Raw genomic sequence first — 24,574 nt, 5'->3', positions numbered from 1 at the left:
GATACAGGAAGTAGCTTCTTTATTGTATTTTTGCAACGATGGATTCCCAAATTGATTTAGAATTATTAATCACTGATAATAATCTTGACCCTCAGTTAAGGGTCATTGCGCAGAAGGTTCAGGCCGGGGAACGGATTTCTTTTGACGAAGGAGTGGCTCTATACGAAAAGGGGGAACTGGCTTTTGTAGGACTTCTTGCTAACTATATCAGGGAAAAGAGACACGGCGATATAACATATTTTAACAGGAACTTTCACGTTGAACCGACCAATCTTTGCGTTTACGATTGCAAGTTCTGTTCATATTCAAGGCTCATCAAGCAGAAGAGCGAAGGATGGGAGCTGAGCATGGAAGATATGATGGATATCGTAAAGAAGTACGACGATCAGCCCGTAACTGAAATACACTTCACCGGCGGAGTTCTTCCCCAGTACGATATGCCCTTTTACATTGAGCTATTCAAAAGAATCAAGCAACATCGTCCCGGTCTGCATATAAAAGGATTGACGCCAGTTGAATACCACTACATCTTCAAAAAAGCGAAGGTTGATTACGCCACCGGGATGAAGCTGATGAAAGATGCCGGACTGGATTCAATGCCGGGCGGTGGAGCCGAGATATTTGATCCCGAAGTGCGTAACCAGATTTCCAAGGATAAATGCACAGCTGAACAATGGTTGCAGATTCATGAAGAATGGCATAAACTCGGACAGCGTTCGAATGCCACCATGCTGTACGGTCATCTTGAAGAGTTCAGGCACCGGGTAGATCATATGGAACAGCTGAGGCAGCTCCAGGACCGCACGGGTGGTTTCCAGACATTTATCCCGCTCAAATTCCGGAATAAAGAAAACCAGATGTCGCATATTCCTGAGGTTTCTGTGATTGAAGATCTCCGCAACTATGCTATCGCAAGAATATACCTGGATAACTTTGATCATATTAAAGCTTACTGGGCAATGATCAGCAGAAGTACAGCTCAGCTGGCATTGAACTTCGGTGTAGACGATATAGACGGTACTCTCGATGATACTACCAAAATCTATTCTATGGCCGGGGCTGAGGAGCAGAACCCTGCTATGAGCACCAGGGAACTCGTTGAGCTGATCAAGCAGGTTGGCCGCCATCCGATTGAGAGAGATACTTTATACAACGTGATAACCGATTATAAGGATTATCAGTTCGAAGAAGAACCCGCAGCCAGATTCTATAAGTTACCTGTAGTAAATAATTAAGAAAAAGATTCCCGACTGGAGGGGTATGGAGAAAACTTTTTATATCATCCGCCATGGCGAAACCGACTTTAACAAAAGGGGAGTAGTTCAGGGCAGAGGGGTGAACACAGATATTAATGAGCATGGACGGAAACAGGCCGAGGCCTTTTATCAGGCATATAAGGACGTTCCGTTCGACAGAATTTATACATCTACTCTGAAAAGAACCCATCAAACTATTCAGAAATTTATAGATAAAGGAATTCCATGGACGCAATTTGCCGGCCTCGACGAGATGGCCTGGGGAATTTACGAAGGAATGGAAAATTCTGAAGAAGTAAAACGCGCCTACGATGAGATGATGGGCAACTGGACAGAAGGCAAGCTGCATCTGAAATTTGATCAGGCAGAGAGCCCCCTTGATGTACGTGAACGACAGCTTGAGGTACTCGAAAAGTTCATCGAAGACGATGATGCAAAAACTATCCTGGTTTGTATGCATGGCCGCGCTATGCGCCTGCTTCTTTGCCTTTTAACGAACAGGTCGCTTTGCGAAATGGAAGAGTTCCCTCATACCAATACCACTCTTTACAAGGTGAAATATGACGGGGAGAACTTTCACATCCTCGAGTTTAATAATACAGATCATTTAACAAAATATTGTGAGCAAGATTAGAGTTTCTGCAGTATCATATACCAACACCAAGCCATTCGCATACGGACTTAAGCACGCTGGCTCATTCCTTGACAAAATAGAATTATCATACGATATACCTTCAGATTGTGCCGCCAAACTTATTGACAATAAGGTGGATATCGGTCTGGTTCCTGTTGCTGCCCTATTGAATATTCCTGACAATCATATCATCTCTGACTATTGTATAGGTGCTATAGGGCCGGTCAACTCTGTCTTTATTTTCAGTGAAAAGCCCATCAGAGAAGTGTCTTCAGTGAAGCTTGACAGTCAATCACGTACTTCAAATAATCTTGCAAAAGTACTTCTGAAATTTTACTGGGAGAAAGATGTCCATTTTGTTGAAGAAGGCATTGCCGATGCATTTGTTGAAATCGGTGACCGCACCTTCGGAAAGAAAGATAAATATCCATTTGTTTACGATCTTGCCGAAGAATGGATCAGCTTTACCGGTCTTCCATTTGCTTTTGCTGTTTGGGCTTCCAACAAGCCGCTGGATAAGGAGTTCGTAGAAGAGTTCAACCAAGTGCTGAAATTCGGGATCGATCACCGCGAGGACGTAGTAAAAGAGCTGGAGCCCCGTGATGATTTTGATCTCCACGATTACCTGACGAACAGGATAGACTATCCTCTGACGGAAAGAAAGCGTGAAGCGATCACTAAGTTTCTTGGACTGGTAAGAGCCCTATAAGTTTTCAGTTTCTGTTTCCGGATTGATTCTTCTGACTCCAAGATAATGACTCGGAGAGTTGTTCCCTTCATCAGAGGAAAAGAAAATAAAAATGTGAAGAGGATGATCGTGCCAATGCCGGATGATTTTCACAAGGGCCTGACCTTCTTTCCTGGAATGCTTTGAGTTGACAATGAATATTTTATCCTGGCTATTGTAAATCACGATCATCGCTTTATCATCAGGGCTAACAAACGAGGTCCGGATCAGAGGCGACCAGATCACCATGATGTTCTTGTCGGGTGTACATTCTGCCCGGGCATCAAGAGGCTTGGGAAGATTCCCGCGGCTTAGAACCACCTTTGTAAAGTCAATTTCCGGTAAGCCATCCCACATCGTAAAGGCATACTTCAAATGATAGCTCAAAGCAATGTGATATGCTGATTTGCGACTGGTATTTTCCTGACTATAGCTCCGGTTAAACAAAGGTGATATGCCCAACAGGAAATCACTCATTATCTGGAATTTTTTGCGCTGCAGCAATTGAGCAGGAGAGGCAGGTTTATGATTTTTTCGGGCAATGCCTCTCATGTAGGATATTTTTCGCCACCTGCTTCCGATGATGCTGCCGACCTTTCCGGAGAAAGGCCCGGCGATCCCTTGTTTGTATACGCCCATTCTGCTATATGATTAAGCTCGTTTATAATTCCGTAAATTCCTGAAGTAAAATATTGCCCATGTATCCGTGAAGGAAGTCTTTTTGAAGGCCCTGTGCGGATTCGGCATCGGTATTGCCTTCCTCAAAGTGAAAGGCTTCCAGAATGGCCGCCGGGCTCCAGTCCTTTCCATTGATATTTTTACGTCCATTCACAAGCTCCTCAGTAAACGCCATCAGGGATATACAAACAAGAAGGAAGCACCCTTCCGGGATCAAAGGACTGAATTGCCAGTTAATTTCATTATTATCACCACTTTGAATGTCTGTTTCCTTTTGTTCCAGGTGAATGTAGTATTCTTCTTTCAGATTGAAGGCCGTGAGGGTGATACGGAGCCTGACGTATATACGACCCTTATTTTTGGGATACACCAGGTGCCTCTTTCCATGGAAAGCGGGAATACAGACGTTGACCTGCCCGCCATTCTCCAATGTAACTGCAGGGTTAATTTTCAGAATCTTATCAATAGGGGAGTTGATATTAAACTGAAATCCCTTTAGGAAGGAAAGGTCTCCGTTGTGCAGGTCGCGCTTTAGTATGTCCTTATAGGTACATGCCGCAATTGCTTGTTTTACAGCTCGCGTAAGGCGGTTGTTCATTCCGCCGTCAGGAGAATCATAGATGCTATCCATGGCTTTGCGAATAGCCTTAGCTGTTGTACTCGCTAGACCAAGTTCTTTACTGCATTTTTGAGTGGCCTCTGTCTGCCTGAAATTTCCAGGCTTTGCCTGAGCTATGTTTTTGGAGCCAACCATCCGGTACACCATGTTTCCGGCAGAGCCCCTTAAATTTCCAAATTTGTCTCTTGTTGCCAATGTTTTAATGTTTAGTTAAATAACGGTTTTGTAAAGAAAACGTATTGCGTGGCAGAATGGTTATGGAAAATTATAACCTTTTTGTGTCCTTGCTTTTAAAGCTAGTTTACCCAAAAGCACATTGTTTGCACCATAAGTGCACCATGAGTGCACCTTTTTGTAGTTAAAGGTGCACTCATGGTGCACTTATGGTGCATTTGGTGTACAATCAGTTGGAAGAAATTACAAAGCACGGTGGATGCAAGTAAAGTTTTATGAGAGTGTTGTCCTTAACATGATGTAAGTCCGTCCGGGCAATATGTAATTGTACAAGAGATTAAATGTACTGATAAATATTTTTTGCTATGAATGGAAAATTAAAATAGCATTGAAGTAACGGTTAAGGGTTAAATTATTGATATATTGCTGGTTAGTAGAATTTTAGTATTGTTCAGTGAAATACTCTTTCGGTCTCCTTTGTGCGGTATATATCTTGTCCTATAATTAATATTATGTTAAGTAGAAAAACGGATTAATTAAATAAGAGTGTAGCTGCCCTATAAAAGTAAAGCCCCGAGATTTCGGGGCTTTACTTTTATTCTTTTAAATATTTGATGATATTGTTATTTGTCCACCTTATGATACCGTCTCTTCCATCAGGATCAACAAAAATTATGGGATTATTATGCACAAAAACATACGGGCTTTCAAAATGATTCTTCTCGGAAAACGGATCCACCACATTCCACCTCCCCACCACCGGGTCATAGAACCTGTCGCCGTAATAACACTGCTAGAATGCTCTTGTAAAGATCCGCGCATTGCTATCTCCTAACCAACCGTATTTAAAGCCATCCAGTGGTAAACCACTGTTCCGGAAATTTCGCTTTTTATTCCGACTCAGCCACCTTTTGTAAACATTGAAGACTTCCGCCACCTTTTGGGGGCTTCCATTTAATTGTTCACCGGTTTTTCTATCAATTAAAATTGGTCTGATTGAGGGATATCCATACGTTAACAACCAAGTAAACGAAAACAGTGCTTCTATTTCTATAGTAAATCTATCTGTCCCTTTTGGACGGGTGTTTCCTACGCCAGGCTTGAACGGATATGCTTTGTTACTTTGAGTTGTATCGCCCTCAAAGGACAAATACTCTTCGAGAATTTTTATCTGCTCAGCTTTTGAATATTTTATTATTATCTCTCGGTCATCATTTAAGCTGACGACACTATTACTATCGTTAATTAATGAATGAAGTTTAATATGTGCAGTTATAACTCCGTTTACCGTATCGTTATGAGTTTTAACCAAAAAGTGTCTCTCCTTTATAGTTCCAGTTGTTAGAAAAACACACAAGCCGCAGGTAACAATCGGGAGAGATTTAACTTTTGCGCTGTCTGCAAACGTGTAAGGATTATTTTGTTTTGGGTCTTTACGCATCAAATGGTATTGCCGATGATGGGCGCTATCCTGTTTTGCTGTTTGCGCTTTAACGGTGAAAGTCGAACTTAAGAGTATTAGTAGGATTAGCTTCTTCATGATGATCATTTTTAACTACTATTTTTTCCACTCTACTACTTTAAAAGAGGTTATTGAGGAATCTTTTGAATAGGTAAACTTCAAGTCCTTTGTATAAACAGGATCGATATCATTGCCATACTCAACAACGATTTTATAACTTACTAAACAACTGTCTTTGTTATCCGGCATTCCTAAACGCTCTGTCAATTGGTGATAACTTAACCCTGTCAATTTGTGATTAGTAGTAAGATCGTTAAGCATTTTAGGACGATATGGGGATGGGAAAAGTGGATCTGTCTGCTCGTTCCACTTGTTCTTATCAAACTTTATTTGCTGATTACATGAAAACATGGTGAGTATAAAAGCGGCAAGTAGCCATTTTAAAAGAGCGCTTTTTTTGTAATTTGTCGTCGTCATAATGTAGTTTATTTTATATGAGAGCCCGTTTCTTCTCGTTCTTTTTTCCTTCGCTGTTCCTGTTCAGCAGCTGATAATCATTTCTTTTATGACGGGCACCAAGCGATTGCACAGTTCACATTGCACTCCCACAACAGGAGAAATTATGATATTACTTCATTCTGAGTCAACCTGAAAAACATACAAATCGATATCAAACTCAATATCTAGTTCTTTAATTAGTTTATTATAACGGGAGTTTAAATGGACCCATGGTGTACTTTCACCATTGCCGAAATACACAAACAAAGCGCAAGAAAATTCGCATTCATATTTTTCGCAAAGAGGTTTGAATAGTAATAAAGAAAATAGTAATTTTATAAAAAGCCTTCATTGTTCACATTTTATTTGGGTTTTATTCTCCTACTCTGCCCATCGCCCCTATAATTGGTACTTGCTGAGGTGTTTGATCGTTTTTTATCCGTCCTATCCATCTTTTTGTGTGTATATGCCCCCATTCTGCTGACTTGTACTATAAGAAATGTCTTAATTACCTTTTGGCTGAAGCGTGACTATATCATGCAGAATGTTATTTTCTTTTCTTTTCCAGGGTATTAAAAAAAGCACTAAAAATATTTGCTTCATCAGAGACCTTTGGAATGGTTTCTTTCTTATTACTGATGAAATTAAATATCCTTAGACTTTTTCCTGTTGCCTTTGCAACAACCCCATTGAATGACTTATAGTAGAAATAAGTATCAGGAAGAGTGATGTCTATCCGGGCTTTGTTATTTTGATTTATCATCAGTTGATATTTTTCAGTAAATACTGGCTGCGAAATATAGCTGGTCGTGTCTGGTTGCGGATCTCTGGCGAAATGAAAATAGAAATTGTTCATCGGAACATTAATAAATACCGAAGAAAGTGAATCACATCGTTTAATAGTATACAGTTTATTATCGATGTATATTCCACATTGATAATCAGATGTTTTTCCACCATCAGCTATTTTCAAATCAATTGATAGTTCGTTCTTTGCATTCGTAATATTTTGATTCTGTACGTTTAAAGGTATAAGGGTGCTTTTTATGTTGCTTTCCAATGAAATCTGATTGTTTTTTTCATGCCTCCACTTTCCTTTGGAATACTGATAAAGATGAAGATTTCTATGCTCGTAAACAAAAGTCGAATCTTCCTTTAACTGAATGCCAACTGAATGTATGCCTGAATAGTATTTACCGATAATATTTTTCTTGATTGAACAATTACTTAACAAAAGTACTAACATGACAGCTTTATATGTTTTCATGGATTTGCTTGTTTGCTCTTATTTCGATAAATAACTTTCTCATTGTACTTGAATTAACACCAGGCATATAGGGATATGTTCGGTTATTGTTGCTACACATTACCCAATTCGTATATTTTCATATATTAAGTAGTTAAGCTCATGCTTTTGGTTTTTTGAGAGGTAGTTATTGTTCTTAATTATTGAGAGGATGTAACCACTTGTTTCTTCAACTAACAAATAAGTTCTATTTAACCCGTAAAGCACACGATAAAAAACTGCCGGGTCGTCAGAGAGAGAAAGAGCTTTTAATAAATCATCTATTATTTCATCACCGTCTCCTAGTAGCAGCAGATTTAAATAAGATTGAACTTGCAGAAGTATATTTTGCCTGTTATTTTCTTTGCTATATTTATTTATTTCAAAAAATACGTCTCTTTGTATGTTCTGAAAAAAATTAAACAACCAGTCTAGGGCAAGAAGTTTCATCCAGGGAGGTCTTCTGGAATAGATAATCTGCCGTACAGCATTTATATATTCATTCTTAAATGTATTTATTTTAATTGACAATTCTAAAGCATCTTCTTGAGCTTTGAATTTACTGCGAAAAATATTGGAATCAATAAAATCAATGTAGAACTGTTCATTTCCGTCGATCCCAAAATGCGGATAGATGGAAATGAAAATACTCCTGGCTATGTTTTTATTAAAAATCATTTTCAGCTGCTTTCGGGAGGCTTTATGATCAAGTGAACCCAAATAGCCAATATCAAAAGAACCCCTGTTTGTCATTCCAGCCCATATATCATTTGTGGATGATCAAATCCATCCCAGAAGATGTGTAACCGCCCACAGTTAGGACATCTTGCTGCAATTTTCATAGAGCTGTATATCAACTCAGCCTCCAACTCTTTTACATCAAAAAACTTTTCAAAATCCTTGTCTTCAATAATCATCAATTGATTATCACTGGGAATATCGCCTAATTGTATCACATATTCACAAACGCATTTTATTCTAGGCATGTTAAGCTACTTTTTTGTATAACCTTTGAAGCCCAAATATCTCTCGTAGTGCGCCTCTATAATCACTTTTCCTTCTTTTTACCTAAATGCAGTCTTAAGATAAGGCTTAGCCTTTTCTTGCCCCATCCAACTATAGGGCTTACCATTTAATGGATAGTCAATGATCTTAAAACTATTTTTTATACAATCCTGTAGCCATCTTTCGTAAACTAAAAACACTTCGTTTACCTTTTTTCGATCCTGATTTATCACCTTCCCCGTTTTATTCTCAATCAATAAAGGAATGAGGGGTGGGTTTCCTGTCGTTAGCATTCTGGTAAAGGAAAATAAAGCTTCGATTTCAACGGTGAAGTTCTTTTTATAGTTTGGTGGGTGCTTTGCTAATGATGCTGCTATAAATTCATATCTTTTATTGCTTATGCTAGTATCTCCTCTAAACCTCAAATATTCTTTTAGGATCATAATTTTCTCTTCATAACGATACTTACTAAATACATCCCGATCATCTCCGATATCCGAAAAAATATGATAGCGATCTGTATCCTGTGTTGTCTTGTTCTCACGGTCATATACCTTATCTTTTAGTTCCAAATGATGGCCTAATTCATAACGATGATTGTAGCCTGTTAGAGACAGGTGCTTGTTTTGGGAAGTATTTCTATCCCTCTGTATATTACATGACGACAGAATAAAGAAGATAGTAATTTTATAAAAAGCCTTCATCGTTCACATTTTATTTAGGTTTTCTTTTGTAAAAATCCCTCATAACATTGTTCAATGGCTCACCTCCTACTGTGCCATCACCTCTATAATTTGATACTTGCTGAAGTGTTTGATCGTTTTTTATCCGTCCTATTCCATCTTTTTGTGTATATAAACCTCCATTCTGCTTACTTGCACTATGAGAAATGTCTAAATTACCTTTTGGCAGAAGTGTGACTATATCATGATCAATGATACTAAAATTTAGATTATCTGCCATATCGGACCCTTTCCAATCATATTCATCTTTCAATATTTGTTTTGCAGATTGTCCATCCATAATATATTGCCCATCCGCTAAAGCTAAACCATGACAGTTGGCCATAAAATCGGAGATATTTATTCCGGCCTCAGCGAGTTGCTTGGTATTTGTTAGATCTAGTTGGACGTTGCCATTTTCGTCTTGAATTGTCATTCCGACAAGTTTTTCAACTCTTACATCTACATTTTCGTCTGTTTTAATAATACCATATTCATAATTTACTTGAACTCTCAATCCTTGCTTGGACCGAAAATAATAAGAATGTGGGGCCGATTCTGTATCATCTTTTCTATAGATTATTTTACCAGTAGAATCTCTTTCAATCATCCCATTTGGATCAATAAAACGGATTGGATCATTGTATCCATATCGATATGGAGACCAATCGTAAGCTTTTTCAGCTAATGGATCCATAACATGCCACCTTGCAATCCCTGCATCATACATCCTCGCTCCATAATCAAGAAATCCCACATCCCCCACTATCTGTTCTTCCTTTCCATTGTATTTGTAACGATTGTCACTAACAAGATAATCATTCCTCCTATGGCGGACGCCAAATGGATAGTAATCATTTTTCTCCAAAACAGCACCATTACCATCCACCACCACACGGGTACTACCCAGATGGTCGTTCAGGAAATAGTTCACCATGTATCCATCTCCTTGCTTCCGGATTACCCCGTGGTCGAAATGAATTGCGTCCACATTCGTGCCTGAGCTATTCTTTGCATACACCACAGAACCTGCATAGTCAAAGCCGTTGGTTCCAGCTCCATCACGCACGCTGAGCTTAGCGCCATCTGCCGCCCACTTATACGTCGCTTTTACCGTTTGCCCCTGCTTGACCATGTCTGTCAAATTAAGGAAATTGTACCCGTATGTCAAACTTTTCCGGCTGTCATACACCATGTTGCCATTAGCATTATACTGATACGTTCCCTGGGCACAGCCTCCCTGCACCAGGATGTCCGCGGCTCCGGGTGAAGCCACTGATTCATTCAGGGTTGACAGGCGGTTCCCCTCATAGCCGTACGTCAGATTATCGACTATGCTACCTGCGGCCGAGCGCTGCATGGTCAGGATATTACCATTCTTGTCATAGTTGATCCCATTTTCGGTATAAGGGTTTGCTGTATTGACCCAACCCGAACCACTAGCGACATACTGCTGTGCCCCGGTAAGCCGCTCGGCATCATCGTAGTGCAAGCTGTACATGTTTTCCTGTCCTCCGATGTGCTGCCAGGTCCACTCACTGATCCCTCCTCCGTAAAGCCTGGTGGAGTTAGGGGATAGAATATCGTTGTACCCGAGTCCCATAGAAAAATAAGGACTGGATTTTTTTGTCAGCCAGCTCCGGATATTATACCCCATGGTCTCGGTTGTGGACCAGGTTCCTTTTGCATACTTCTGCCCCGCCAGCCGTCCCACCTCGTCGTAGTTATAGGCGACGGAGGCTTGCTCGGCTCCGTTTACCGATACTTTTTCAGATAATCGCCGCCCTGCATGATCATACGTATGGGCCGTCAGGATATCCGTCTGGATGCCCTGAACGGACTGGCTTTCCAGCATGAACAGCAGATTTCCGGAAAAGTCGTATTTGTAGCTCAAACGGTTCGTTCCGCCCGTCACCTTTTCGGCCACCTGAATGGCCCTGCCCCGGTTATCATAATACTTTACGGAATAGAGATACTCACTGCTGACTATCCCCTCTGGCTCCAGCCGGGCAGTAAGTGTCCCGGTCAACAGGCCTTTGGCACTGGTGTAGCGGATACCGAAACCTCCTTCAGGAAGACCATCTGTCGTACCGCCAGAAACAACCGCATGAAAGTTTGAGCCTGTCGGCACATGAAACCCGGGCTGAAGGGTGATACTCCTGGTGGCTTCCACATAGGCATCCTGGTACGAGTTAAGCTTGATGTCTGTTTGTCCATAATCTTTATAGTCTACGCCGGTGATACCGTTGGTGTTTAGGAATGCATAATTGTCATAATAGTTAACCAATAACATAACGGGACTGACCAGTGTAACACCTGAAACAGTATATCCCTTAAAGGCATTTGTTCCGCCAGTATAGTCCGCCTTTACGACTATATCCTCCAGCGGGCTTGCCTGGTAGTTAAGGTTGTTTGTGCACTTGCCGGTTAATACAGTTCGCCCGAATGCATCAGGAATAGAAAAGGTCCATTCTGGTGTTGGTTTGGCCCTTTGCTCTCCGTCCTGAATGAAGATCGGGCGTCCCGCTTTATCGTATACATAATAGATAGGTTCGCAACCCGGCAGCTTCTTATAAATGCAGCGCTGCCGTCCGTCGTATTTGTATAAATAGGCATAGTTCTTTATTGCCGCCGAGTTCTCGTTCCAGGTGGTATTTGTGGTAGTTAAAGCATCCGATGCCAGTGGAGGCAGAACGGCCCTGAGGTTTCCCGGGTTGTCATAGATATAATACGTGTCGTAGGGGATTGTCCCCGCCATTCGCCGGGTGAGCACGATCCTGCCCTGTTTATCTTTGAACTCGCAGGAAATGCGGCCATCTTCGCTGGTTGTTTTTGTTACATATAATTCTCCGGCAGAAAAATTTCCTCTTTTTGTGATGGTCATATCTGATCCGGCGGCAGAGGTATACTCCGCGCAGACTAATGTCCCGCTGGCGGAGTTCGACATATATTCAGACCTTATGGGTTTACTGTCGGCGCCGTAGGTCTTATGCCAGTCCTGCCCGGGGCCGTATTGCGCCTGTATCCTGTCCAGAGCCGACATTTCGTATATTGTCTTCGAATAGGGAGCCGGGTCGTTTCCGTTTGAAGACTTCGATAGTTCTGCAACGCTCCAGTCTGGGGAATAAGCTCCTTTGTTTCCGCCTTTTACCGCTGGCAGCCAGCTGTTGATTTTCCTGTAGAATTGATCGTATTCCTGTAAGCTGATGAGATCGTGGCCGCCAGGTGAAGCAGCTACTTGTACGGACTGTGTCGGCAGGCCAAAGGAGTTATAATACTGGACATTATCCAGGTACTTCGTGCCTGTTTCGTCGGTATAAACACGTGTGTTGATATAAATCTTGTCTTTGGTAAAATCAGGAACCACCTGTGATAAAACCACCCCGCTTCCCCAATACACCGATACCGGGAAAAGGGCAATTACTGTGCATAATATTCTTTTCATGATGTATGGTCTATTTTTTAAGGTTATATTCGTGAGATTCAATCGTGCGTTCCTCGTTCCCCTCTTTAAAATACGTCCTTTTCAACCTGTTGGACGAATCGTATTCATAGTTGGTGGTTTTTCCGGAGAGATCGGTGGAACTGGTCATCCCGACCAGCGGCTTGTACAGATAAGTGTATACAAGAGCATTGGGCAGCAACTCTCTCAGACGGTTTAACTGAACCAAAACATCGGTCCTGTCCCTTAGGTCGTAGATGCCCTCTACTCCATCCAGGTAGAAGCCCAGGGCATCGCTGATATTCTGGAAGGTTGCATTTTCTACCTTTGCAACGACCTGTTGGTTGTTGTACGACCAGATGTAGGCCGTGGGTTTTCCATCCAGTCCCCTGGTCTCAATGACATTTCCATAGTAGTTATATTTCATGTCCAGCATCTCATCGAATTTGTTCCCGGGAATGGATTTGGCTTTTATGGGGTTTATTACAAAAAAATCATCGCCGACAGCGTTCAGTTTTTGACGGGTATAGGTGGTATCGGTACCGATAATTGTTTTATGCTCCGTCAGTATACCTCCCGGATGTTTAGAGAGATCGCTGGTTGGATAAAGGTTTTCCGGATAATGTGTAAGAGTATATTTTCCATCAGAATAGGTGAAATATTCTTCCTGCTTCCTGTTTCCATTCAGATAGGTGGTGATATTCCTCACTTTTGCCTGGATTTGTGATTCCGAACCATTCGGGTTGTTGGTATACCGATAGTCCTTTGTTGTCACCACGGAGTCCCCGGTGGCAAAATATTCAGTTACTTTTTGGCTTGTAACGATATTATGGGTGATGATACCATCATCCTGCCTCAGGATGTCAGGAGTTTTAAATACTTCCTTGCCGGCAATTTCCTGTTCTGAGAGCGGTCTTTCGGTAGTGTAGGTACGCGTCCTGTACACTTAGTCAGACCACATGTAAAAGCTCAGATAACGTTCTACAAATGTATTGGTATATTCCTCTTTGCGGATGGGCATTTTGCCGGCTTCGGTTTGTGCATACTCTATTTTCTTGTACAACTTACCGTAGCGTTCGTCCAAAAAGGTCTTATAAGTAAAGGGGGTGTCTATGTCTCTTGAGTCGTCGATGACTAGTTTACCGTTAAAGATGCATTGATAATCCCAGCCATCACATTCATCGCCTATTGTCGCCAAACGGTGTGTATCAAGTCTTGGTGCGGTATAGTAGTATTCTGTCCAGATATTACCGCCGCTTCCGCCCCATTTTCTCTCAGTCACCCGGCCGTATAGGATAGGAGTTCCCCCGTTGAATGTGATATCGGCAATCGGATTGCAGTACCAGGTGTTTATAGAGGAGGTACTTGATTGCTGGTATTTTTCTGAAAGATGTCCTTGCCTAGTCCGAAAGGTATTGGGGCCTGCCAGTTTTTTAGTCACTCCCCAGGTCGGAAAGTTGTAATTTTCTCCCCAATATTGCGTCAGGCAACCATAAGAAAACTCCCGGTATAATTTTTCGCCTGTGACCGGGTCTTTTTCCGTTATCCTCTTTATACGAAGTCCGCCTATGGGCATATCATAATTTAACTGAGGTACAAATGGACCCTTGGTTTCCACCCAGAAACCCGGCGGCATTTGAGCGGTGGTGTCCGCATAGTAATGAGCTGCATTGATGCCTGTTTTGTTCCCCTCATACTCAAAAGATGTTTCCGCGCCGTTCGGGTCGATGATTTTATTGAGTATGCCGGTCATAGTGGAATAAACATTGGGTTTTCTCTCCATTCCTGTATGCTGGAAGGTAACTGGTCTGCTATTGATATCCAGGGTGGTTGAAAAGCTGGGGATCATCGATGTGTTTTCTGAGTCATATACGCCATTATAGAATCCCCAGTAGTCAACAGACCGGGTATCGCGATCCGGAGCGTTGTAGGTATCAAAATACTCAAAAGTATATCTCTGGATATCTCCTCCTGGTACGCTGATCTTCACCGAGTCCAGTTTCCTGTGCTGCATATCAGTATCTTCATAAAGATCATAAGAGGAACAATACAGGTTTATTTCTTTAATGATATTACCTGACAGGTCTCTTACCAGGATGTCAATTCCCGTGTGGTTGTCGCCTTCGAACAATATACTCCCGCCATCAAAGGCAATCTTCCTTAACGGTTGTGTGGTGATAGTTTCCGTAGTATTTGCTGTGTAAACATAGGGAGCATAATTATATTCGGTATAAAATAACTCCTGTAGATTTCCCGTATCCTGGATATCATACATCCTTTGGTTACCATTAATAATCCTCGTCAGTCTTGGATATCTTAAAGCATTGCTTTCCTCAATGATGACGACATCCTTCGATACATAGCTGCGGTAATCGTGATTGACCAGGCCCGATTCATTGTAAGTGAAGTCAATCCTAGCCCTGGTCATTTTGGAAGTGATCTCCCGGCAGAGCAGTTCTACAGGCAGACCTGTTTGCTGGTAGCTGTTTATGTAGCTGCTTCCCCCACCAAATTTGTAGGAAATACCATTATCATCCTCGATTGCTATACTCCCGGGGCTGCCTGTTATATTGATGTCGCCGTAGGGCTGAGGAATGAACTGTTGTGAACTTCCATTGTACGATGCTGTTGTAAAGGCGCCTCCCTTATCTGCTAACCTGTAATAGTAGATATCGGGCAATACATCTATTTTACCGTCGGCAATCTTTTTTTTATATAAATTTTCACCGTACTGTAATTTAAGTTTACCGGCATCTAAATAATAAAACCCGCACAGGTCATTCATGACACTCGGATAAATTGCATCATCCAGTCCTCTGATCTGTTTGGAAATAGATGGTTCGGCATTTAACGTCCAGCCGGTTGCAATTCTTCCGGTCGCTTCGTTAGGCTTAAATCCAGAAGAATGGTAGGTTAACGTAATAGGTAGGATAATGTCCCCTGATTTAATTTCATACAGAGGAATCGTAATGTTGGGAAGTCCGGTGGAATAGTCCATGGGATAAGTAGTATAGCGCTGAACAGCCAGTGCTTCCGCTGTTTGAACCTTCGGCAGATGCCCTGATAACTGGATCGTCTGTTGTGCCTGGGAAATCATAGAGAATCCCAGCAGCATTGATAATAGCTTATATCTTTTCATGAATGTGATATTCAAATTTGTAAGGTGTTGAAAAGTATCCTGTATGAATCGGATGCTGCAATAGAAAACACACTGGCCGGAAAGGTCAGCAGCAATGATCAATATAGTTTGTTTCTATTTTTGTAAGGCGAACAGGTACAGGTAATGATCAAAGCTTCTGTCAGTAAAGGAGGTTTTAAAAAGATTGGAAGGGCAATATGCTACACCTTTCAATTGTTCTTTAGCATGTTTGATTTTTAAGTCCTGATGCCTGCTAATACTCAGCTCTGGCATCTTAAATGATAAGTAATACATCTTGGTTAGATAAGTCGGATTATTATAGTTATTATCCTCTCAGGAAGGTCATTATTTCTTCTGCCCCATTTACCTTCCTGATTTTATCTAAGGTAAAAACAAAGGATCCTTAAAACAAAAGTTTTTTTTAAAAATTTTACTTATATCAAAGCTCTCAGGTAGAGTTGTCTCCAAACCATTTCTAACGGCAAGCGTTTTAATGGAAACATCTGCAAATTGAGAACTATGAGCTACCAGGAAAATTATATAAAGCAATTGCATACACTGCTTAGATTGGTGACCGACAGCGTCGAGGGTTATAAGAGTGCTGCCGAACATGTGGACAGTACTGAATACAAAGATTTGTTTAACAACATATCACGGCAGCGTGAAAGTATTGCGGCTGAGTTTCGGGAGCGGATTTCTGGTTACGGCGGAAATGCTGAAGTTGAAAGTCCCGACTTAATGGCTTCTCTTCACCGTTCATGGATGGGGATAAAAACCGCCATGACCAAGAAAGATGATCAGGCTGTTATGGAGAGCTGCCGGAATGGTGATCAGGCTCTGCTGGATGCGTTTGACGATATATTGCAGGGCGATCTTCTGAATAATGCTGATCTGAAGACCTTTATTATGGATCAGAGGCTGAAGGTGAACGAGGTGTTCCTGGATCTGGACGATCGTTATTTCAAGCTGTTTAAGAAAGATCCTTCTATTTAAATTTATTGATATGAGGTCCATCTGGAAAGGTTCTATTGGTTTTGGTTTGGTGAACATTCCAATCAAATTGTATTCGGCTGTTCAGAACAGCTCTCTTGGAATGGATATGCTCGACAGCCGTGATCATTCAAGGATTCGATATCAGCGCATCAACGAAAAAACGCGAAAGGAAGTCCCCTATGATAAAATTGTTAAGGGCTACCCTATTAATGATGGCTATGTAGTTCTGGAGGATAAGGACTTTGAAGATGCAAGTCCGGCGAAAAGTAAGATCATTGAAATAGAGAACTTTGTGGACATTGATGAGGTGAATCCGATGTTCTATGAAACCTCTTATTATTCGGAACCTGAAACACAGGGACGGAAGGCCTATGCCCTGCTGATGAAAGCTTTACAAAAGTCCAAAAAAGCGGGACTCGCACGTTTTGTGCTGAGAAGCACGGAGAACCTTTGCGTCATTCATCCGGTGGATAATGTGATTGTGGTGACTAAGATCAGGTTTGCTGAGGAGATCCGGTCGTCGGAGGACATCCTCTCTCCTTCCGATATCAACGTCAGCAAGAAGGAACTTGATATGGGGCTTGCCCTGATCAGCCAGTACAGCAGTAAGTTTGAGATAAATAAATTTAAGGACGAGTACAGCCATGAACTGATGAAGATCATTCAGGCGAAGGCTAAAGGAAAACGTCCGACGATCAAAAAGCTCAAACCTCAGAAAGCCGCCGGGGACGATCTCTATGAACAGTTAATGCAAAGCCTTAATACACGGAAAGGAGCCTGATGGGACTGAAAGAATATGTGAGAAAGCGGAACTTCAATGAGACTTCAGAGCCCAAGTCGGGTTCCGGGAAGTCGAAAGAGGGTTTAAAGTTCGTGGTTCAGCGGCATCATGCCTCTCATCTTCATTATGATTTCCGGCTCGAGCTGGAAGGGGTTTTGAAAAGCTGGGCAGTACCGAAAGGGCCTTCTCTGAATCCGAAAGATAAAAGACTGGCTATGATGGTAGAAGACCATCCGTATGATTACCGGACTTTTGAGGGGGTAATTCCTGCGGGAAATTACGGCGCAGGCATGGTCACTATTTTCGATGAAGGTACTTATGAATCACTGTCCGGGAAGAACGATGAGAAGGAACTGAAAAAAGGCTTGTACAGCGGAAACCTGAAATTTCGTTTGAACGGAAAGCTTTTAAAAGGCGAGTTTGCACTGGTGAAGATTAAGAACAGTGAAGATAATTCCTGGCTGCTTATTAAGCATCGTGATGAATATGCGGTGGATAAGAAATTCGACAGTGAATCTTTTGTTCCTGAAGAGATCAAAAGGAAAGGAAGTGATATCAAGAAGAAGGCGAAGACTGTCATGCTGGAAGAGTCTGTGGAAAGCGGCGAGCCGGAGGTCTACCGTCATATGCCTGTTAGTAAAACCCTGACGGATCTTCCAGGCAAGGAGCAAGAGTGGATCTATGAAAGGAAAATAAAAGGCGAAAGGGTTCTTGTTTATACTGGTGATTCTGTGAAAATTACGCCAGTGGAAGGCACGCAGGTTGGTGATTTCGGAAAGTTGAATAAGGAGCTTAAGCCGCTTAAAAATGAAGCTGTTATAGACGGGGTGATAGCAGATGAAGGCAAAACAAAAAAGGTATTGTATGCTTTTGATCTGATCATGCTTGACGGGCATGAACTGATGGGTTTGGAGCTGGTAAAACGTAAAAAGCTCCTTCAGGCTCTTGTTGAAAAGCTTGAAAAGCCGGCTATAGTTTATAATGTAGATTACCCCGGACCGCTTGAGGATGTTCTGAAACGGGCGGAGGAGAATAAATGGTACGGTGTTATTGCCAAGCAGAAATCCGGCTTATACGACGGTAGCAATGCTGAAGAGCAATGGGTCGAGATTAAAAAGGCCGAAGAGATCAAAGACCAGAAGAAAATGAAGAAAAGCGGCGCCGGTCATACCCAAAAAGATAAAAGAGCCATAAGCAGCGATGCAGGGAAACCGGATAAAAAAGCCGGAGAGCTGGAGGAAAGCTTTGGAAGAAAGAAAGTTAAATTAACCAACCTCGACAAGTTGTACTGGAAGAAAGAAAAGATCAGTAAAGGCGATCTTCTGGATTATTACAGGGAGATAGCGGATTACATACTCCCCTATCTCAAAGACCGTCCGCTTTCTCTTAACCGGCATCCCAATGGGATCGATGCACCCGGCTTTTTTCAAAAAGATCTGGATGTAGACCAGATTCCCTCCTGGATTAAATATGCACCACTGTTTTCAGAAAGCAACAATAAAGATATCGATTACCTGATATGCAACGATCTTCCTACCCTCCTGTGGATGGTCAACCTCGGTTGCATCGAGATCAATCCCTGGCTTAGCACGTATAAGAAACCGGAAAACCCGGTTTTTGCAGTGATGGACCTGGATCCGAATGATGTGGATGATTTTACGGAGGTGGTAAGGGTGGCATTGACCGCGCGTGACATCCTGGAACAGATGGGGATCCGCCCGTATATTAAAACTTCTGGATCACGAGGGCTTCATATCTTCATTCACCCGGGAGCGAAATATGATTATGAGATCGTCAAGAACTTTATTCATTACCTGGGGCAGTTGATCCATTCGCAGCATCCGGATACGACCAGTCTTGAAAGAAGTCCTTCTAAAAGGAAGAAGAAGATCTATCTCGACTTCCTGCAAAACAGGCGCGGGCAAACTATCGCTGCCCCCTACTCTGCCCGGCCGAAGCCCGGCGCGACTGTTTCTACGCCGCTTGAATGGGACGAGGTAAATGAAAGCCTGGATATTAAGAAGTTCACTATATTCAATACACTGAAGAGACTTCGTGAAAAGGGCGATCTTTGGAAGGATATAACCAGTGATAAGGCAGATTTAAAAGCTGCGCTGAAGAAATAAAATAAAAAAGCCGGCATTTTTAAAGTGCCGGCCTTCCTTATTGATATTATGGATATTCTTTTTATAAAGCTTTCAATTTTGCTTCAATCTCAGCCTCTTTAGCCTTATTCTGCTTAATAGAGTAATATGTTTTGAGGTTTCTTAAACCCAGTTCTGATTTTGGATTCAGTTCAACCGATTTTTCCAGGAATGGAAGAGCCCTGTCGAATTCAGCCATCGCTTTTTTCATTGTAGCAGTATATTCAGCCTGTTTGTTGGCAGGTAACTTATTTGCCTTGTTGTAGATCTCAATCCCGTTGTTCATGATTAAACCGCCCAGATTGATATAGGCATCGTTGTAGTTTGGATCGATGGCGATAGCTTTCTTATAAGCTTCTTCAGCCTTCACGTTATCATTTGCTGCGTTATACGCAATTCCAAGATAGAAAGGATACAATTTGTTGTTAGGGTCCTTAGCAGCCTGGTCGTTGATCTTGCTGATCACTTCTTTTTGCTTGCCGCTCATCAGGCTCAGCTCAATTTCTCTAGTAGCAAGTTCAGAGCTTTTTGGAAACTTGGCCGCACCTTCACCTGCTACCTTAATTGCATTGGTAGTATCTCCCTGCTGCATATACAATACAGAAAGGTTAGAATATACATTTTCCAATGACGAATAATTGGTAGGAAGCAGAGCTTTGAACTTCTCAATGGCGCTTGCGTTATCCTTTGCGTACATCGCAGAGATAGCAGCTGCATAATTCAGGGTAGTGTCTGCCGGTGCGTATTCAAGACCTTTGTTAAATTCCTTATATGCTTCAGCAAATTGTTGTTTATCGTAGTAGTTCTTTCCTCTTATTAACTGAGCCTGCGATAAAAGAGCTGTTGCACGCTGGATATTTTCTTTCTGAGCGCCCGCAGCATCAAGTTCTTTGGCTTTGTTGAGTGAGCTCAGTGCTTCAGATGCAAGCTGCTCAGCTGCGGATGTGGAGTCAGTAGCAACCATATCCGCATAGATTAAAGCACGATAGGCCCATGCTGTAGCATCTCCTTTAGTTTTCTCGTGAAGGACCGCTTTATCAATAGATTCCTTTGCTGACTTAAGTTTTGGAGCAGCTAATTGAGGAGATGCTCCTCTTAAGGTTGAATAGCTCTCGTAATCAGATTTTGCAGAGTTTACTGCTGACTTTTGTGCTATTGCAGAGAAGGACATTCCTGTAACTGCCAGCACCAATATAAGCGACTTAGTGTTCATATATTTAGTTTATTAGAATAAATTGCTTCAGTTTACTGTTTACTTTTTCCAATTCGATCATGTCCCCTGTGTTGTTATACAGAATAGCAAGGGATTTTAATACATTAACGGAATTGGGATTGATTTCGCCTGCCAATGTAAGATATTTTTTGGCAAGACTAAGATTGGCTTCTTTATTAGCCGGTGAATTCAGATACCAGTTGAGATAAAGCAGGCCCAAAGAATAATTCCCTTCGTAATTGTTGTATTCAAGGGATATTAGTTTTTTATAAAATTCTTCGGCTTTTGCCTTCTTGCCAATGATATCATAAGAGAATCCGGCCAGGTAAATCAGCTCAGGGTTCTCCGGATCGATCTCCAGAGCATCTGCTATGATTCGTTCTACCATGCCATAGGCCCCGTTATCAGCATAGATGTTTATCTCCTTAAACAGGAGTTCCCTGTTATTAGGAAATACTCGTCTTCCCTCCTGGAGAACCTCCAGGGATTTGTTGCTGTCCTTGATCTCATAGAGGTTGGAAAGTGCCAGGTAATAGTCGGGCAAAGAACGTCTTCTATCCTGAATAAGGCGTTCATAGTAATATATCGCCCTGTTGGTATGACCCAGTCTTTCACTTAGCAGTGCCAGGTTATGTTTCACAAGAGCGATATCTGAATTGAGCGAATCCACAGCCAGATAAGCCGTATATGCGTTCTGATAGTTATATGTGGCGACAGCTTTATTCGCTTTTATGAGCCATGCCTTAGCCAGCTGGGTCTTTATAAAATCGAGTTCCGGCTTGTGTTCGTCATTCAGTTTCGGGCTTTTCAACCTGTTAAATGAAAAGGATGCTTCTTCAATCGGATCTTTCTTATAAGACAGCTTACGGGTAGAATCCGCATAGGCAAGAGACGAGTATACAAGACTTCTGATCAGATTGTACTTGTAGCTGAACGAATCCTTACGTGTTTTGTAAGCATCATCAATTACTTTTCTGGCCTTTTCAAGATTCGCAAAGTCTCCTTTACCAGTATACAAGGCGAAATTATTCATCGCCTCTTTCGCTGGTGTCTGCGAGGACGCAGCCCCGCAGGCAAAACAAGCCAGCGTTATTAGAAAAAGCGATTTTCTCATAATCGTTCTTTTACTCTAACGTTTCGTCATCCGGATTCGTATCCTCATCCTCATTTGTTTCTTCTGTTTCATCAGCATCGTCTTCCAGCTCTAAATCCTCCTCAGAAGCCAATTCTTCTGGTTCATTCAGAACTTCGGCCGTTTCCGCTTCCTCCTCATGCTCAACTTTCGCAATAGAGGCTATGGCGTCTTCGCCTTTCAGCGAAATAAGTCTGACCCCCTGCGTTGCGCGGCCCATCACACGAAGTTCGCCGATGGCAATCCTGATCACAATTCCTGAACGGTTAATGATCATCAGGTCGTCGGTATCTGTGACGTCCTTAATAGCAACCAGCTCGCCAGTCTTTTCCGTTACATTGATCGTCTTAACCCCTTTACCGCCACGGTTTGTTACGCGGTAGTCTTCAAGGTTGGTACGCTTGCCGTAACCTTTTTCTGAAACAACCAGAACTGTTGCTTCGGGGTTGTTGATGCTGAGCATGCCGATCACCTCATCTTTATCGTGAGCAAGTGTTACCCCTCTCACGCCGGTAGCGGTACGTCCCATAGGCCTTACCGTCGATTCGTTAAAGCGGATCGCCCTTCCGGAACGGAGTGCCATGATGATTTCGCTGCTTCCGTCGGTCAGGTTTGCTTCGAGCAACTGATCTCCTTCATTGATGTTGATCGCGTTGATTCCGTTAGCCCTTGGACGGGAATATGCTTCCAGCGAAGTCTTTTTAATGGTTCCCTTACGGGTACACATGATGATAAAGTTGTTTTCAAGGTATTCCTGATCTCTCAGGTTCTTCACCTTGATATATGCTTTGATCTTCTCTTCCTTAGGGATGTTGATGATGTTCTGGATCGCCCTGCCTTTGCTGGTGCGGGATCCTTCGGGAACCTCAAATACCCTCAGCCAGAAGCATCTTCCAGCTTCGGTGAAGAAGAGCATGTAGTTATGGTTAGAGGCGATGATAATATGTTCTATGAAATCCTTATCTCTGGAGTTGGATCCCAGTGAACCTTTACCACCTCTTCCCTGCCTGTGATACTCTGAGAGAGGAGTACGTTTGATGTATCCTTCATAAGAGATCGTAATCACTACTTCTTCATCTTCTATGAAATCTTCCATCCGCATGTCTTCAGCAGAATGGACGATGGTTGTTTTGCGTTCATCACCATATTTTTCTGCAATCTCAGCGAGTTCATCTTTAATGATCTGCATCCTGAGGCCTTCATCGGCAAGTATGGATTTCAAATACTCTACGGTTTTCATCAGCTCGGCATATTCGTCTTTGATCTTATCCCGCTCAAGACCAGTTAGTCTTCTGAGGGTCATATCAAGAATAGCACGTGCCTGGAGGTCTGAGAGACCAAATTTTTCGATCAGTCCGGTGCGGGCATCTTCAGGCGTTGCCGAACTGCGGATCAGGCTGATCACTTCATCAAGATGATCAAGCGCAATCAGTAAGCCTTCGAGAATATGGGCGCGTTTTTCTGCTTCTGCAAGCTCAAAACGGGTACGCCGGATCACCACTTCATGCCTGTGGTCAACGAAATGTTTGATCAGGTCTTTCAGGTTGAGCATCATCGGGCGTCCGTGTACCAACGCAATGTTGTTGACGCTGAAAGAGCTCTGAAGAGCCGTATATTTATACAGGTTATTCAGGACGATGGAGGCGTTTCCGTCTCTTTTGATCTCGTAAACGATACGCATCCCTGTACGGTCAGACTCGTCGCGGATCTCGGATATTCCTTCGATCCTCTTCTCGTTTACCAGGGCGGCAGTACTTTCAATCATCTGCGCCTTGTTGACCATATATGGAATTTCGGTTACGATAATACGTTCCCGGTCATGTCCGAAAGTTTCGATCTCCGCCTTGGCACGCATTACTACCCTGCCCCTGCCTGTTTCATAGGCTTCCTTCACGCCGGCATGTCCGTATATAATACCGCCGGTAGGGAAATCGGGTGCTTTGACGTATTGCATCAGGCCTGAAATCTCAATATCACGGTCGTCTATATAGGCCATTGTGGCATTTACAACCTCATTAAGATTATGAGGTGCCATGTTTGTGGCCATACCTACCGCGATACCGGAGGCTCCGTTAACCAGGAGATTCGGAATCTTTGTAGGAAGAACGGTAGGTTCTTCCAGGGTATCATCAAAGTTCAGCTGATAATCAATTGTGTCTTTATTGATATCAGCGAGCATTTCTTCTGCGATCTTTTTAAGGCGCGCTTCTGTATAACGCATTGCCGCCGGTTCGTCACCATCTACCGAGCCGAAGTTCCCCTGGCCGTCCACCAGCGGGTACCGGAGGCTCCACTCCTGTGCCATACGCACCATCGTTCCGTATACAGAAGAGTCACCATGCGGGTGATACTTTCCAAGTACATCTCCAACGATACGTGCTGATTTCTTATGAGGCTTGCCACTGGTGACACCGAGGTCCAGCATGCCATAAAGTACACGGCGGTGTACGGGTTTCAATCCATCGCGAACATCTGGAAGAGCACGGGAAACAATAACCGACATCGAATAGTCGATGTAGGCAGATTTCATTTCCTCTTCTATATTTATAGGTATAATGCGATTGTTAGAAGCTTCTAAATTTCCGTTTTCTGTTTCTTCAGCCATCTTTTGATACTAACATCAATTAATTTAAAACCCCAGAGATGGAGTTGCGCGAAGATAAGAAATTA

At 42.5% G+C, this 24,574-nt stretch carries 21 protein-coding genes and 1 pseudogene; 6 read left to right on the top strand and 16 right to left on the bottom strand.

Going from position 1 to position 24,574, the window contains the following annotated elements:
* Positions 1-38: 38 nt before the first annotated feature.
* Genes mqnE through DDR33_RS03680 form a run of 3 tightly spaced genes read left to right on the top strand, consistent with a single transcriptional unit; the run spans position 39 to position 2,599 of the window.
* A complete protein-coding gene (gene mqnE / locus DDR33_RS03690; RefSeq protein ID WP_109414408.1) occupies positions 39-1,235 on the top strand; it encodes an aminofutalosine synthase MqnE in 1,197 nt (398 codons plus the stop codon).
* A 25-nt stretch (positions 1,236-1,260) separates the two neighbouring features.
* A complete protein-coding gene (locus DDR33_RS03685; RefSeq protein WP_109414407.1) occupies positions 1,261-1,890 on the top strand; it encodes a histidine phosphatase family protein in 630 nt (209 codons plus the stop codon).
* Positions 1,877-2,599, top strand: coding sequence for a menaquinone biosynthetic enzyme MqnA/MqnD family protein (locus tag DDR33_RS03680; protein ID WP_109414406.1), 723 nt, complete (start codon positions 1,877-1,879; stop codon positions 2,597-2,599). Before DDR33_RS03685 ends, DDR33_RS03680 begins: the two co-directional genes overlap by 14 nt.
* Here DDR33_RS03680 and DDR33_RS03675 read toward each other — a convergent pair.
* The 13 genes and pseudogenes from DDR33_RS03675 to DDR33_RS03615 all read right to left on the bottom strand — a co-directional run bounded on the left by DDR33_RS03675 (position 2,594) and on the right by DDR33_RS03615 (position 15,641).
* Complete coding sequence (locus tag DDR33_RS03675; RefSeq protein WP_109414405.1) at positions 2,594-3,256, bottom strand: DUF6266 family protein; 663 nt, start codon at positions 3,254-3,256, stop codon at positions 2,594-2,596. The two genes, DDR33_RS03680 and DDR33_RS03675, sit on opposite strands and share 6 nt — an antisense overlap.
* A 22-nt stretch (positions 3,257-3,278) precedes the next feature.
* Complete coding sequence (locus DDR33_RS03670; RefSeq protein ID WP_109414404.1) at positions 3,279-4,109, bottom strand: hypothetical protein; 831 nt, start codon at positions 4,107-4,109, stop codon at positions 3,279-3,281.
* Positions 4,110-4,683: 574 nt separating this feature from the next.
* A pseudogene (locus tag DDR33_RS03665) lies at positions 4,684-4,866 on the bottom strand (RHS repeat-associated core domain-containing protein); the annotation flags it as partial.
* A 15-nt stretch (positions 4,867-4,881) separates the two neighbouring features.
* Positions 4,882-5,628, bottom strand: a complete 747-nt coding sequence (locus DDR33_RS03660) for a hypothetical protein (RefSeq protein ID WP_146198695.1) — start codon at positions 5,626-5,628, stop codon at positions 4,882-4,884.
* Positions 5,629-5,646: 18 nt separating this feature from the next.
* A complete protein-coding gene (locus DDR33_RS03655; protein WP_109414401.1) occupies positions 5,647-6,027 on the bottom strand; it encodes a hypothetical protein in 381 nt (126 codons plus the stop codon).
* A 156-nt stretch (positions 6,028-6,183) separates the two neighbouring features.
* Complete coding sequence (locus tag DDR33_RS26930; RefSeq protein ID WP_109414400.1) at positions 6,184-6,387, bottom strand: DUF4279 domain-containing protein; 204 nt, start codon at positions 6,385-6,387, stop codon at positions 6,184-6,186.
* A gap of 208 nt (positions 6,388-6,595) precedes the next feature.
* Positions 6,596-7,315, bottom strand: coding sequence for a hypothetical protein (locus DDR33_RS03645; RefSeq protein ID WP_109414399.1), 720 nt, complete (start codon positions 7,313-7,315; stop codon positions 6,596-6,598).
* Positions 7,316-7,414: 99 nt separating this feature from the next.
* Complete coding sequence (locus DDR33_RS03640; protein ID WP_109414398.1) at positions 7,415-8,086, bottom strand: hypothetical protein; 672 nt, start codon at positions 8,084-8,086, stop codon at positions 7,415-7,417.
* Positions 8,083-8,319, bottom strand: coding sequence for a hypothetical protein (locus DDR33_RS03635; RefSeq protein WP_109414397.1), 237 nt, complete (start codon positions 8,317-8,319; stop codon positions 8,083-8,085). The genes DDR33_RS03640 and DDR33_RS03635 overlap by 4 nt, the downstream gene beginning before the upstream one ends.
* Before the next feature lie 78 nt (positions 8,320-8,397).
* Entirely contained in the window at positions 8,398-9,042 is a 645-nt protein-coding gene (locus tag DDR33_RS03630; RefSeq protein ID WP_109414396.1) for a hypothetical protein, read from the bottom strand.
* Positions 9,043-9,052: 10 nt separating this feature from the next.
* Positions 9,053-12,505: a DUF6443 domain-containing protein gene (locus DDR33_RS03625; RefSeq protein ID WP_109414395.1), complete on the bottom strand. Its 3,453-nt coding sequence runs from the start codon at positions 12,503-12,505 to the stop codon at positions 9,053-9,055.
* 10 nt (positions 12,506-12,515) lie between these two features.
* Complete coding sequence (locus tag DDR33_RS03620) at positions 12,516-13,448, bottom strand: hypothetical protein (RefSeq protein WP_109414394.1); 933 nt, start codon at positions 13,446-13,448, stop codon at positions 12,516-12,518.
* Positions 13,449-15,641 carry a hypothetical protein gene (locus DDR33_RS03615; RefSeq protein WP_109414393.1) on the bottom strand — a complete coding sequence of 731 codons (2,193 nt, stop codon included), beginning with the start codon at positions 15,639-15,641 and terminating at the stop codon, positions 13,449-13,451.
* A 519-nt stretch (positions 15,642-16,160) separates the two neighbouring features.
* Between DDR33_RS03615 and DDR33_RS03610 the strand changes: the two genes are divergently transcribed.
* The 3 genes from DDR33_RS03610 to ligD are packed head-to-tail and all read left to right on the top strand — an operon-like array spanning position 16,161 to position 19,541.
* Complete coding sequence (locus DDR33_RS03610; RefSeq protein ID WP_109414392.1) at positions 16,161-16,634, top strand: ferritin-like domain-containing protein; 474 nt, start codon at positions 16,161-16,163, stop codon at positions 16,632-16,634.
* Positions 16,635-16,644: 10 nt separating this feature from the next.
* Positions 16,645-17,415, top strand: a complete 771-nt coding sequence (ku, locus tag DDR33_RS03605) for a non-homologous end joining protein Ku (protein WP_109414391.1) — start codon at positions 16,645-16,647, stop codon at positions 17,413-17,415.
* Positions 17,415-19,541: a non-homologous end-joining DNA ligase gene (gene ligD / locus DDR33_RS03600; protein ID WP_109414390.1), complete on the top strand. Its 2,127-nt coding sequence runs from the start codon at positions 17,415-17,417 to the stop codon at positions 19,539-19,541. Before ku ends, ligD begins: the two co-directional genes overlap by 1 nt.
* Positions 19,542-19,602: 61 nt before the next feature.
* Here ligD and DDR33_RS03595 read toward each other — a convergent pair whose 3' ends face one another.
* From DDR33_RS03595 to gyrA, 3 genes are read right to left on the bottom strand one after another with little or no spacing between them, the layout of a single operon-like run.
* On the bottom strand, positions 19,603-20,772 hold the full coding sequence (locus DDR33_RS03595) for a tetratricopeptide repeat protein (RefSeq protein WP_109414389.1): 1,170 nt from the start codon (positions 20,770-20,772) through the stop codon (positions 19,603-19,605).
* Positions 20,773-20,776: 4 nt separating this feature from the next.
* Complete coding sequence (locus DDR33_RS03590; RefSeq protein WP_109414388.1) at positions 20,777-21,886, bottom strand: tetratricopeptide repeat protein; 1,110 nt, start codon at positions 21,884-21,886, stop codon at positions 20,777-20,779.
* A 10-nt stretch (positions 21,887-21,896) separates the two neighbouring features.
* Positions 21,897-24,509 (bottom strand): DNA gyrase subunit A, encoded by a 2,613-nt coding sequence (gyrA, locus tag DDR33_RS03585; RefSeq protein WP_109414387.1) that lies wholly within the window; start codon positions 24,507-24,509, stop codon positions 21,897-21,899.
* Positions 24,510-24,574 lie beyond the last annotated feature (65 nt).

Origin of the sequence: Pararcticibacter amylolyticus, from assembly GCF_003130405.1 — a bacterium.
Taxonomy (GTDB): domain Bacteria; phylum Bacteroidota; class Bacteroidia; order Sphingobacteriales; family Sphingobacteriaceae; genus Arcticibacter; species Arcticibacter amylolyticus.
Note: the sequence above shows the minus strand (reverse complement) of the source record. Positions and strands in the feature narration are given on the sequence as shown.

What these genes read in the sequence shown, in the direction of transcription:
- mqnE (WP_109414408.1), top strand. Translation starts at nt 39, where the DNA reads ATGGATTCCCAAATTGATTTAGAATTATTAATCACTGATAATAATCTT.
- DDR33_RS03685 (WP_109414407.1), top strand. Translation starts at nt 1,261, where the DNA reads ATGGAGAAAACTTTTTATATCATCCGCCATGGCGAAACCGACTTTAAC.
- DDR33_RS03675 (WP_109414405.1), bottom strand. Translation starts at nt 3,256, where the DNA reads ATGGGCGTATACAAACAAGGGATCGCCGGGCCTTTCTCCGGAAAGGTC.
- DDR33_RS03660 (WP_146198695.1), bottom strand. Translation starts at nt 5,628, where the DNA reads ATGAAGAAGCTAATCCTACTAATACTCTTAAGTTCGACTTTCACCGTT.
- DDR33_RS03655 (WP_109414401.1), bottom strand. Translation starts at nt 6,027, where the DNA reads ATGACGACGACAAATTACAAAAAAAGCGCTCTTTTAAAATGGCTACTT.
- DDR33_RS03645 (WP_109414399.1), bottom strand. Translation starts at nt 7,315, where the DNA reads ATGAAAACATATAAAGCTGTCATGTTAGTACTTTTGTTAAGTAATTGT.
- DDR33_RS03640 (WP_109414398.1), bottom strand. Translation starts at nt 8,086, where the DNA reads ATGACAAACAGGGGTTCTTTTGATATTGGCTATTTGGGTTCACTTGAT.
- DDR33_RS03635 (WP_109414397.1), bottom strand. Translation starts at nt 8,319, where the DNA reads ATGCCTAGAATAAAATGCGTTTGTGAATATGTGATACAATTAGGCGAT.
- DDR33_RS03630 (WP_109414396.1), bottom strand. Translation starts at nt 9,042, where the DNA reads ATGAAGGCTTTTTATAAAATTACTATCTTCTTTATTCTGTCGTCATGT.
- DDR33_RS03625 (WP_109414395.1), bottom strand. Translation starts at nt 12,505, where the DNA reads ATGAAAAGAATATTATGCACAGTAATTGCCCTTTTCCCGGTATCGGTG.
- DDR33_RS03615 (WP_109414393.1), bottom strand. Translation starts at nt 15,641, where the DNA reads ATGAAAAGATATAAGCTATTATCAATGCTGCTGGGATTCTCTATGATT.
- DDR33_RS03610 (WP_109414392.1), top strand. Translation starts at nt 16,161, where the DNA reads ATGAGCTACCAGGAAAATTATATAAAGCAATTGCATACACTGCTTAGA.
- ku (WP_109414391.1), top strand. Translation starts at nt 16,645, where the DNA reads ATGAGGTCCATCTGGAAAGGTTCTATTGGTTTTGGTTTGGTGAACATT.
- ligD (WP_109414390.1), top strand. Translation starts at nt 17,415, where the DNA reads ATGGGACTGAAAGAATATGTGAGAAAGCGGAACTTCAATGAGACTTCA.
- DDR33_RS03595 (WP_109414389.1), bottom strand. Translation starts at nt 20,772, where the DNA reads ATGAACACTAAGTCGCTTATATTGGTGCTGGCAGTTACAGGAATGTCC.
- DDR33_RS03590 (WP_109414388.1), bottom strand. Translation starts at nt 21,886, where the DNA reads ATGAGAAAATCGCTTTTTCTAATAACGCTGGCTTGTTTTGCCTGCGGG.
- gyrA (WP_109414387.1), bottom strand. Translation starts at nt 24,509, where the DNA reads ATGGCTGAAGAAACAGAAAACGGAAATTTAGAAGCTTCTAACAATCGC.